Origin of the sequence: Oceanihabitans sediminis, from assembly GCF_003337215.1 — a bacterium.
GTDB lineage: Bacteria > Bacteroidota > Bacteroidia > Flavobacteriales > Flavobacteriaceae > Oceanihabitans > Oceanihabitans sediminis.
Genome location: NZ_QPIG01000001.1, coordinates 390665 through 402508, shown reverse-complemented (window position 1 = coordinate 402508; position 11844 = coordinate 390665). Strand labels below are relative to the sequence as shown.

Below are 11844 nucleotides of genomic sequence, written 5' to 3'. Positions count from 1 at the left end.
AATCGAAAAGATTAGAGCTTAAACAACCTGATCGAATAATGCTTTTATATTATGAGCAAATAGTTTTACAGCGATAGCTAATAGTATTACTCCAAATACTTTTCTAATAATACTAATTCCGTTTTGCCCAATTAGTTTTTCAATTTTAGATGAGGTTTTTAAAACGATATATATAATTAATACGTTTACTAAAACAGCAACTATAATATTTTCAATTCTAAACTCTGCACGTAAAGATAGTAAAGTTGTTAAACTTCCTGGTCCTGCAATTAATGGAAATGCTAATGGGAAAACCGAAGCAGTCATGGCGCTATTATCATCTTCTTTGTATAGTGTAATACCAAGAATCATTTCTAATGCAATGAAAAATAAAATAAAAGCACCTGCAACAGCAAAACTGTTAACACCTACGCCAATTAATGAAAGAATATTTTGACCTACAAACAAAAATATAATCATAATAACACCGGCAATAATAGAGGCTTTTTCACTTTGTATATGGCCAACTTTTTTACGTAAATCAATAACGATTGGAATGTTTCCTACAATATCAATTACAGCAAATAAAATCATAAACGCTGTGAATATTTCTTTAAAATCTAGTTGCATAATAGTTGCTTTAAAATTCGGGTGCAAATGTCGTTATAAAAAAGAACACATACCATTAAATCTTTGTAATTTTTAAGTCTATTTAAAGTTAGTTTTTTTTGTTGATTATCTGCTATATTTGCACTTTAATTATATCTCAATATACCAAAAAAAATGTTTCAATTAGGTAATACAATAGTTTCAGAAGACATCATTAAAAAAGATTTTGTGTGTAACTTATCGGCATGCAAAGGACAATGCTGTATTGATGGTGATGCGGGAGCTCCTTTAAATGCTGAAGAAGTAGAAATAATGAAGCGTATTTATCCTAAGGTAAAACCTTTTTTACGTAAAGAAGGTATTGAAGCAATTGAAGCCCAAGGAACTTCTATAGTTACAGAATTTGGTGAGTTGGAGACTCCGTTAATTGGTGGAGCCGACTGTGCTTATGTAATTTTTGATGAGAAAAAAACGGCTCTTTGCGGTATTGAAAAAGCGTATAACCAAGGTGAAATCGATTGGAAAAAACCAGTTTCTTGTCATTTATACCCTGTTCGTGTTAAGGAATACTCCGAGTTTTCTGCTGTTAATTATGACAGATGGGAAATTTGTGACGATGCCTGCTCTTTAGGAGCAGAACTTCAAGTTCCTATTTATAAGTTTGTAAAGGAAGCTTTAATTAGAAAGTTTGGCGAAGATTGGTATGCCGAATTAGAAAAAGTTACCGAATCTATGAAGTAATTAAGCAGATTTTGATTTGCTTGATTCTATTGGTATTTCAATAGTTACTTTGGTTCCTGCTGCTTGTGAATTCCTGTCGTAAAGATCTTCAATCTCTAAATAATAGTTGTTAGAAAAACGATTAGAGTAGTTAGCTAGTCTTTCTTTGGTTAATGAAATTCCTACCGATTTACGTTTCAGTGTTTTTTGTTTTTTAATTTTTCTAGAAGCCACTCTTCCTATACCGTTATCTGTAATGGTAATAGTAATAGCATTGTGCTTTGGTTGAAATACTTCAATACGAATTTTTTTGTTTTCTGCTTTAGACGATAAGCCATGCCATAACGCGTTTTCTAAAAAAGGTTGTAAGATGAGTGATGGTACTTGTATAGCCTCGGTTTTTAGGCCTTCTTCAATTTTAAAATGATAGTTTATTTCATTGTCAAATCGAATATTTTCTATATTTAAATAGAGTTTCATGGTGTCTATTTCTTCTTCTAGTGAGATGGTTTTTTCGGTAGATGCTACTAGGATTTTACGAATGAGTTTAGAAAATTTGTTTAGGTAGTAAACAGCGTTTTCTTTTTCGTTATTAATAATATAAAGCTTGATAGAATTTAGTGTGTTGAAAATAAAATGCGGATTCATTTGATTTCGCAACATATCTTGCTCTAGCGTGATAATTTGTTTTTCGCTTTTTAGTCTCCTTTGTCTGTTGAGAATGTATATGATTCCGAAGATTAAAAAAGCTCCAGCAATGCTTAGTAATAGGATTCTTCTGTTTTTTTCGAGTCTTAGTTTTACGATTTCATTTTCGTTTGCTAATTCTTTAATGCGGTTGGTTTTCTTTTCACTTTCATACTTGATAATTAAGTCGTTTACATATTGTAGATTTCTTTCGTTTATTAAGGTTTGGTCTATGCTTACGTGTTCTTTATAGTATTCTATAGCTTTTTTGTGGTCATCTTTTAATTCGTATAATTCTGAAAGGTACTTATAGGCATCGCTTTCCGAAGAAATTAATTTATAGTCTTTAGATATTTCTAATCCTTTTTTTAAGTTGGCTTCCGATTTATCGTAATGCTTTTCTTTAAATTGTAACCAGCCTAAGTTTATGTATACAGGTGCGAGGTGGTAGTTGTCATTTAATTTTAAGGCTGTTTTTAAGGCGCTATGTAATACCTTATGAGCTTCTTTATAATTCTTTTGTTTGATATAAACTACACCTTTGCTGTTGTTGCAAATAACCCTACCTATATCTGAATTTATTTTATTGTTATACTCTAATGATGTGTTGTAGGATACAAGTGCTTCATTGAGCAGTCCTTTATGTTCTAATACATAACCTATATTATGGTAATTAATTGCTAATCCTAGATAGTTGTTTAGTTCCTCTTCAATAATCAAGGAATGGTTAAACTGGTCTAAGGCTAAATCGTATTGTTTTAATGCTAGATATATATTTCCTAAACTGTTTCTAGATACTGCTATGCTTTTTTTTAAAACATCTGTTTGTGCGCTAGCAGTTTCGGCAAGGTCTAAGGCCTGTGTGTGATAGTCTAATGCGTTGCGTATCAAGTCTAGTCGCCTATTGACAACACCAAGCATGTTTAAACTGATAATTTGTAATTCTAAGTTATCTGCTTTTTCGGCCTGATCTAGAGCTTGTTTATGTAAAAGTAGGGATTCTTTGTACTTAGAGTTATTTCTGTAAATAATTCCAATCTTATTTAAAGCATAACTTTCTCCTTCTAGGTAGTTTGCCTTTTGACTTTTGTTAAGGAGGTAACGTATTCTTAAAGTATCGTTGCGTATAAAGCTAAAAGCACTGTCAATTTGTTTGTACGTTTTAGGTTTTACTTTAATGAAGTTTTTAACTTGATTAGTAAAAAGGGAATCTAAAGATGGGTTTGCAAACGTGTTGTTTGCAATTAGAAAAAAAGTAACCAGAATAAGATACTTATAAGCTATAGACTTATCTTTTTTATTCATGTTTTACAGTCTGTTTAAAAAATCAAGTTTGCGTTGTCTTGCAACAGGAATTCTGTGCTCTGATTGCATGATAACATAACCTTCTGTTTTAATAAATTCCTTAACCTTGTATAGGTTTATTATATAGGAATTATGAATTCTGAAAAACATTTTCTCTGGCAGTAGAGCGGCTAGTTCTTTTATTTTTTTTGTGACAACCATAGCATCGCTTTCAAACAGGTAAATGGTGCAATAGTTTCCTTCGGCTTCTATAAAAATAATTTCGTCAACAGATAAAAATATAAGTTTTCCGTCTGTATTAATAGTTATTTTTTGTTTGTTGTTGTCTTCGTTAAACTTAGAGAATAGTTCTTCTAGTTTATCGTAATTAACAATTTTGGTATTAATGTTTTTTAGCTTGTTTATAGTGCTGCTTAAATCATCCGAATCAATGGGTTTTAATAGGTAGTCAATAGCTTCGTGCTTTATTGCTTTTATAGCATATTCATCGTAGGCTGTAGTGATAACAACAGAAAAGTCTTTGTTTTTAATTTTATCTAAAAACTGAAATCCATCCATAGTAGGCATTTGTATATCTAAAAACAAACAGTCAAGCGTTTTTTCTGAATTATTTAAATAAGCTATCGCCTCTTCTGGTATGGTAAAGGATTCTACAATTTCTATTTCTTTTTTAAAATGACTGAGCTCCCAGGAAAGACTCTGGATTGCTTTAGGCTCATCATCTACAATTACAGCTTTTAACATATTATCAAATATAATAATATAAAGTGTTGTTTTTTAAAATAATGTATAATTGGTAGAGTTTCATGTATAATTGGTTGATATTTTTGCTTTTTTGACATTTTACCAATTTTGTAAAAAATCATACCAAGTATACAAAATTCACTACCAACCATACATTTGTATAAAAACTCTCAGATTTATTTCACAATATTAGCATTGCTATTGGTCAAAATATAGATGGTTAACTCACTTAATCTATTTCGAAATTCATTTTTTAAAAGTTAAATACTAAGAGATTAATTGGTTATAAAATAAACTATTTTGGTTAATTATTTTAGGGGTGAAGAACGAGTGCTTTTGCACTCGTTTTTTGTTTGCTAGCTTTATTCAACTTTCTATATTTTACAGCTGCTAACAAGCTTTTGTGTTTTTAAAAACTTTAAAAACAGGCTTTTAGAATAAATCTGTGTAAACCGTTGTGAGACAAGAGAAACACTGATTTGTTAAAAACTTGTTGACAACGTTTACAGAATCTTCTTTCTTTTTTAAGTACAATTATCAATCTTTGTTGGAGGTGAAAAAAAATAGATTTTTTTATTTTTTTTGAAAAACACACCCTTTTAAATTCCTCTAATTGAGGATGAAACTTTAAATTCATTTTGTCGGTTTATTAACAAATTTTGAATGTGTGAAAATCATTCTTGAAACTGTCTAGCTATTTATTATAAATTATGGAGATTACTCAGATTATTAAAAGAGATTACGAAACAAGCCCATTTGTTTTAAACAAAATCACCAATGCCGTAGAAAAAGCAATGCTTTCTGTTGGTAGTGGAAGTAAAGAAGATGCCAATGCGATTTCTGTAAATGTATTAAAAGCGCTACTGGATAGAAAAGAAAAAGATTACAAGTATGTGCCAACGGTAGAGCAGGTACAAGATCTTGTAGAAGAAAAGTTAATGGAAAGCGCATTTCACGATGTTGCAAAGGCGTATATCTTATATAGAGATGAACAGGCTAGACTTAGAAAAACAAATATTTTTGAAAAACGTATAAACCTGAAGCCTTATGAGTATCCAGAGCTTAACGAGTATGTAGATGCTATTAGACATTCCTATTGGATTCATTCAGAGTTTAACTTTACTAGCGATATTCAAGACTTTAGAACCAAGCTTACCATTGTTGAGCAAAACGCTATTAAAAATACCATGCTCGCTATTTCTCAAATTGAAGTAGCCGTAAAAAGTTTCTGGGGAGATTTATATAATAAAATGCCAAAACCAGAGATAGGCTCTGTAGGAGCAACCTTTGCAGAAAGTGAAGTGCGCCACCAAGATGCATATTCACATTTATTAGAAATTTTAGGTCTAAACAATGAGTTTAAGCACTTAAAAAAGAAGCCTGTAATTATGCGTCGTGTGCATTATTTAGAAACAGCTTTAAAAAATGCTAAAAGCGAAGACAATAAAGAATTTGCCGAGTCAATTTTATTATTCTCTCTTTTTATAGAGCACGTTTCTTTATTCTCTCAGTTCTTAATTATTATGGCATTCAATAAGCATAAAAACATGCTTAAAGGAATTTCTAACGTGGTAGAAGCAACTTCTAAAGAAGAGCAGATTCACGGAGATTTTGGAATTGATATCATTAAAATTATTAAAGCAGAAAACCCAACTTGGTTTGATGAAGCACATGCAACTTTAGTACAGGAAATGTGTAAAGAAGCATTTGAATCTGAAAGCAAAATAATTGATTGGATTTTTGAAGCAGGAGAATTAGACTTCTTACCAAAAGATGTGATTAACGAGTTTATTAAAAACCGTTTTAATAATTCATTAGAAAGTATTGGAATTGAAAAAGTTTTCGTAGTAAACGAAGACTTAGTAGCACAAACCGAATGGTTTGATGACGAAATAATTGGAACAAAGCACGGAGATTTCTTCGTGAAGCGATCTATAAACTATAGCAAAAGAACCAAAAGTATAACAAGCGACGACCTATTTTAAAATGAGTAACTACACAAACCAAACTACCGGGGCTGATTTAAGCCAAGAAGCAAAGACTTCTAATCATGACGAACTAATAAACGCAAGAACAGAGGCTATAAAAGGTTCTACCAAAGATGTAGAAATTAAGTGGCTTACAGAAAATAGTCGTAAGTTTTTGTCGTCTGGATACCTTACAGAAGGAACTACTCCAGAGGCAAGAATTAGAGAGATTGCAGATAGAGCAGAAGAAATCTTAAAAATAGATGGCTTTGCAGATAAGTTTTACGGGTATATGGCAGAAGGTTATTTCTCTTTAGCTTCTCCTGTATGGTCCAACTTCGGAAAGAAAAGAGGACTACCTATTAGTTGCTTTGGTTCGCATATAGATGATGATATGGGTGATATTTTATATACCCAATCAGAAGTAGGTATGATGTCTAAACTAGGAGGTGGTACTTCTGGTTACTTCGGAAAGCTACGCCATAGAGGTGCTCCAGTTAAAAACAACGGAGAATCTTCAGGAGCAGTTCACATCATGCAACTATTTGAAAAAATGGTAGATGTTGTAAGTCAAGGTTCTGTAAGAAGAGGTCGTTTTTCACCATACTTACCAATCGAACATAAAGATATTCATGAGTTTTTAGAAATAGGAACCGAAGGAAACCCAATTCAAGAATTAACCCACGGTGTCACTGTTGGTGATCAGTGGATGCAGGAAATGATTGATGGGGATGTAGATAAAAGAGAAATTTGGGCAAAGGTATTACAGCGTAGAGGAGAGATAGGGTATCCTTATATTTTCTTTAAAGACAATGCCAATAACAACGCAGCAGATGTTTATAAAGACAAGAATTTAGATATCTATGCAAGTAATTTGTGCACAGAAATCATGCTTCCAACCAACGATAGATGGTCGTTTGTATGTGTGCTTTCTTCTATTAACTTATTACATTATGATAAGTGGAAAGACACCGATGCTGTTGAAACCATGGTATATTTCCTAGATGCCGTTTTAGAAGAGTTTATTACGAAGTTAGAAGTGTATAGAGATTCTAGAAATAGAGATGACCAACAAACCTTCCTATTTATGGAAAAAGCTTATAACTTCGCTAAAGAAAACAGAGCTTTAGGTTTAGGAGCTTTAGGATGGCACTCTTTATTACAATCTAAGATGATGCCTTTTGATAGTCAAGAAGCTTTCAATTTAAACAGTGAAATCTTTAAAACTATTCACGAGAAATCTAAAAAAGCATCAGTAGAATTAGCAAAATTATTTGGAGAGCCAGAAGTATTAAAAGGATACGGAAGACGTAATACTACTTTAAATGCTGTAGCACCTACAACATCTTCGGCATTTATTTTAGGACAGGTTTCTCAAGGAATTGAGCCGATTTGGTCTAATAGCTATGTAAAAGATATTGCGAAAATAAAAACGACTATTAAGAATCCGTTCTTAGTAGATCTTTTAGAAGAGAAAGGATTAAATACCAATGAAATCTGGAAGAGTATTCGCGATTATGATGGTTCTGTTCAGCATTTAGAAGAACTTACAGATCACGAAAAAGATGTGTTTAAAACCTATTCTGAAATTGATCAAATGAGTATTATCTATCAAGCGGCAAACAGACAAAACCACATTGATCAAGGACAATCTTTAAACATTATGGTGCACCCAGATATGCCGGTTAAGGATATTAACAAGCTTTATATTAATGCATGGAAACTAGGGCTTAAATCTTTATACTACCAACACAGTATGAATGCAGCTCAAAAGTTCAAACAAAAGAAAGAATGTACTAGTTGCGAAGGTTAATTAGTAGATTATTTAATTAAGTGTTATAAATAAAAAAAACCATCTCAATTGAGATGGTTTTTTTATGGAATAAACTTTAAAGCTTATTAGTGCTTTTGGTTTTCTTCACCTAACACAGCTGGCTTTATACTACTATCGTGTGCTCCATGATACTCTTCCAATAAGTTCATTGTAGCATTCAATAAGTCTTTAGTTTCTAATAATAAACCAAAGTATAAGGTAGTGTTCTTTGGAGAAGATTCTTCAGAACGAGTTCTTGCAACCTGTGCTTGAATCTTCTGTTTTACCAAATTGTACACTTCTGTCTTATCATCTAAGATAGCTCCAATCTTTTCAAACGATTCCGAATCGAAAGCTTCTTTAATATCATCAAATAAGACTTCCACCTTATTATCTACTTGCTTCAATTCTTTAATTTGATTGAATTTAAGTTTCTTATGATTATTGTTAATGTGTTTATGACTCACTTTAGAGATATACTCTAAGGATTGTGCCATATCCTGTAAGTATCCTAATACATTAATGTAGAAGTTACTAGCACCAACACTAGATTCATCTAAGTTTTTAATGAAATAGAAGATGTTATCACGTAACTCATCAATTTCATTAGATAGCTTAACAACTTGTTTTTTGTTCTTTTTAAGCAATGCTAAATCTTGTTTAGCAAGTCCCTTAATAGCATTTGTGTAAATTCTGTTTCCACGTTTTACAACATTTGCAATGTTTTTAGCACTTTCGTGAATAACTCCTTGTACCGAACTACTTTCAGCTTTTGTTAGGCTGTCTTCTTCTTTTACTTCTTTACTCTTTTTGTTATGAGAAATATAGTTTCTTATTAATAAACCAAAAGCAGCAACCAATAAGATTGGGAACATAACTTCTAGGTTTAAGTTAAGTAAATAAGCAACTAAAGCGGCAGCAACAAATGCACTTAAAGCAGTAAAGAACCAACCACCAATTACATTTAATACACCAGCAACTCTATATACAGCACTTTCTGCTCCCCAAGCTCTATCTGCTAAAGAAGTACCCATGGCAACCATAAAAGTTACATAGGTTGTAGAAAGAGGTAGTTTATAAGAGGTTGCTAAAGAAATTAAAACAGCAGCAACCATTAAGTTTACAGCAGCACGAACCATATCGAAAGCTGGTAACTCGTGTACCTTATCTCTAGGTAATTTGATTACAGGTGCTTCAAATTGTTTTTCAATTTTTGTTTGCCAAGTTTCTGGTAATATATAAGAAGACATTTGAGACATTCCAACGGCAACTCTTACAAACCCTCTTGATAGAAAGTTTGGTTGAAAACGCTCTTTTGTTTCTCCTTGACTTGATAAATCTAAAGATGTTTTTACTACGTTTTTCGCTTTTGTTGAAAACCATAAAGTAAGAACCATAATCATTCCAGCAGCAAAAAGTAACCAGTTGTTAGCAGTTACCTTTTCAGCTAAAACTCCCATAGGGAATTCCGTTGCTGGCATTCCTGATGCAGACCATTGCTCGAAAGCACTAAAGGCAGCCATTGGTACACCAATAAAGTTAACTAAATCGTTTCCTGCGAAAGCTAATGCTAAAGCAAAAGTTCCAACAATAATGATGATTCTGTATATATTAAGTTTTAATAAGCTAACTAATAAGAACGAAAGTAAAGACCAAATTATAAAGCTAACTGCAATGATAGATGCAGCATAATGTTCTAAAAATTGGTTCATAGTTTCTCCTCCAAGTATGCTAAATGATTCACTTGCGTAGGAAGTTCCTTTTAAACCTTTTATAAAGATAAAATAGGTTATAGATGTAAGAGCAAAACCTCCAAAAAGAGCAGAAATCCATTTTGCTTTCTTTTCAAAATTATAAGATAAAAGCAATCTTGATACCCATTGTACCAAAGCACCCACAGAGAACGCTATGACGACAGAGAGGAGTATACCAAATATAATTTGAGCAGCCTTAGAAGTGTTTATGTAATTTAAAAGATCAACAAAAGTACCTCCGTCATGACCAATTTTTATTAATGCCATGGCTACAGAAGCTCCAAGTAATTCAAATACAATAGAAACTGTTGTGGAGGTTGGTAGCCCAATAGTATTAAAGAAATCAAGTAGTAGTATATCTGTAATCATTACTGCCATGAATATGATCATGATTTCATTAAACATAAATTCTCCTGGGTTAAAAATTCCTTTACGCGCAACCTCCATCATTCCGCTTGAAAAGATGGCACCAACTGCAACCCCTAAACTCGCAACAATCATAATTGTTTTAAACGAGATAGCCTTAGAACCAATTGCAGAGTTTAAAAAGTTTACCGCATCATTACTTACACCAACTACTAAATCAGCAATAGCTAAAATAGCAAGGGCAATAATCATGTATAAGTATATATTTTCCATATCTTAATTTAAAATTGTTTGCAAATATCTTGAGTGTTCTTGATTATAATGTTACCTAATTGTTATGTTTTTAAAAATGTACTTCAAATTGAAGTCGGTAAAGGAGTTCGTTGTTTCCATTTGCAACTTCTAAATGACTTATATCTGTTTGAAGTTTTAATTTATGTCCGACTATATATTTTGAAATACCAAGTGTATACTGTCTTTGATTGGCTTTAGCTAATACTTTATCCCAATCTACATTGGTATATCTTGCTGAAACTTCCCAATTGTTTTTAAACAAATAACCAGATTGAAGATTTAAAGCAGATCCTATATTTACATAGGAGGTTTTACCATCTTCATTGGTGTAAAAAACTTCATCGGCAGTTCTATCGGCATATTCCACCATAAACGAAATACCCTGATATTTCAGCATTGCGTCTAAATATAAAGTAGAAATGTTTGTTTCATGAAAATTTCCGTTTTCGTTAATCATAAAAGAACCTTGGTTACTTCTAGTTTTAACGGCCTTATTATTGAAATCATAAGAAACTCCTAAAGCTAATTTAGGTGTAGCTTCTCGTTTTAAATCCCCACCAGTATACTCTCCATTATTACTAAAGTTTCCAAAAGGTAAAAACTCTAATCTTCCTGTATATTGAAATCCACCAAGGTTTTCCGAAGTAACATTTCTTCCATCTCCCTTAGAAATTGCAAAAGCTTCTTTAATAACGAAGTTTTCCGATAAATAAAAATGATGTCTTAACTGAATTCCTAAATCGCGGTCTAAAGAAAAAGCACTATTAAGCATGGAGCGATCTACCTGTTGAAGGTTTCCTGAAGAAATCACAGCTTCTCTGTTTCCAGGAAGTTTTGCCTGACCAAACCAAAGTTCAAAGTTTTTATGGAAATTCCATTTAATGGCAGCATCTAAAATGTATCTAGGTGCATTGCTAGTATATTCTGAAGCACCAGACATATCTCTATTAGAAAGTCCTAGTTGTAATTTGTATTTTAATTTCGGACTAAAAACAAAGCCATCGAATTTCAATCTAGCACGTCTTACTAAAAAATTTGATTGATTGGAAGCACCATCTTCCCAATTGGAAGTTGCAAGGAATTGCATTCTAGCACCAATTTTCATCGTGTATGTGCTGTCTTTTCCAACAAGGTTAAATAGGCCTTTTCCAAACGTAGGTGTTTGATTTTCTTGTGCTTGTATTGTAGTAAAACTAAACAGAATCACTGCAATACTTTTGAAAAGTAGTTTCATTTTATAGTTTTTGTCGTTGCAAAGAACTTAAATTTTCGTGAAGTTAATGTTTCCAAATCATTAAATTTTAATAAACGAAAAAAGGCTGCCTTGGCCTGAGGCAGCCTATAGAATTCATGATAATATAGTCGACAAAAACTAATAGATTATATGAAATACTTCTAATGTACTTTAAAATACAAGCAAATATCCATCTTATAAGTAAACTATAGGTCAAGCCAATATTAATTAATTATTAAAAGCAATCTAATTTAAAATAACTTAGATTATTTGTATTCAAGTAATTAAAACTTTAATGTTAAATTAATGTTAAGCGAAAGTTATGTAGGTGTTAATAATTTTCTTATATTTGAATTAATATTAATTAAAACC

General features: G+C 31.9%; 8 protein-coding genes. 3 read left to right on the top strand and 5 right to left on the bottom strand.

Features of this window, described 5'->3' with window-relative positions; all coding sequences use genetic code 11:
• Nucleotides 1-18 precede the first annotated feature (18 nt).
• Nucleotides 19-609, bottom strand: a complete 591-nt coding sequence (locus tag DU428_RS01710; RefSeq protein ID WP_072348219.1) for a MarC family protein — start codon at nucleotides 607-609, stop codon at nucleotides 19-21.
• 153 nt (nucleotides 610-762) lie between these two features.
• Here DU428_RS01710 and DU428_RS01705 point away from each other — a divergent pair, with 153 nt between their 5' ends.
• Nucleotides 763-1329 (top strand): DUF3109 family protein, encoded by a 567-nt coding sequence (locus DU428_RS01705; protein WP_072348221.1) that lies wholly within the window; start codon nucleotides 763-765, stop codon nucleotides 1327-1329.
• On the opposite strand, the gene DU428_RS01700 is transcribed toward DU428_RS01705, so the two are convergent.
• Nucleotides 1330-3300: a tetratricopeptide repeat-containing sensor histidine kinase gene (locus DU428_RS01700; protein WP_072348223.1), complete on the bottom strand. Its 1971-nt coding sequence runs from the start codon at nucleotides 3298-3300 to the stop codon at nucleotides 1330-1332.
• 3 nt (nucleotides 3301-3303) lie between these two features.
• Entirely contained in the window at nucleotides 3304-4044 is a 741-nt protein-coding gene (locus tag DU428_RS01695; protein WP_113965653.1) for a LytR/AlgR family response regulator transcription factor, read from the bottom strand.
• 710 nt (nucleotides 4045-4754) lie between these two features.
• Between DU428_RS01695 and DU428_RS01690 the strand changes: the two genes are divergently transcribed.
• Both DU428_RS01690 and DU428_RS01685 read left to right on the top strand, forming a co-directional pair.
• On the top strand, nucleotides 4755-6029 hold the full coding sequence (locus DU428_RS01690; protein WP_072348227.1) for a ribonucleotide-diphosphate reductase subunit beta: 1275 nt from the start codon (nucleotides 4755-4757) through the stop codon (nucleotides 6027-6029).
• A gap of 1 nt (nucleotide 6030) precedes the next feature.
• A complete protein-coding gene (locus tag DU428_RS01685; RefSeq protein ID WP_072348229.1) occupies nucleotides 6031-7824 on the top strand; it encodes a ribonucleoside-diphosphate reductase subunit alpha in 1794 nt (597 codons plus the stop codon).
• An 86-nt stretch (nucleotides 7825-7910) separates the two neighbouring features.
• On the opposite strand, the gene DU428_RS01680 is transcribed toward DU428_RS01685, so the two are convergent.
• Both DU428_RS01680 and DU428_RS01675 read right to left on the bottom strand, forming a co-directional pair.
• A complete protein-coding gene (locus tag DU428_RS01680) occupies nucleotides 7911-10217 on the bottom strand; it encodes an inorganic phosphate transporter (protein WP_072348231.1) in 2307 nt (768 codons plus the stop codon).
• 70 nt (nucleotides 10218-10287) lie between these two features.
• A complete protein-coding gene (locus DU428_RS01675) occupies nucleotides 10288-11472 on the bottom strand; it encodes a porin (protein WP_072348233.1) in 1185 nt (394 codons plus the stop codon).
• Between the last annotated feature and the right edge of the window lie 372 nt (nucleotides 11473-11844).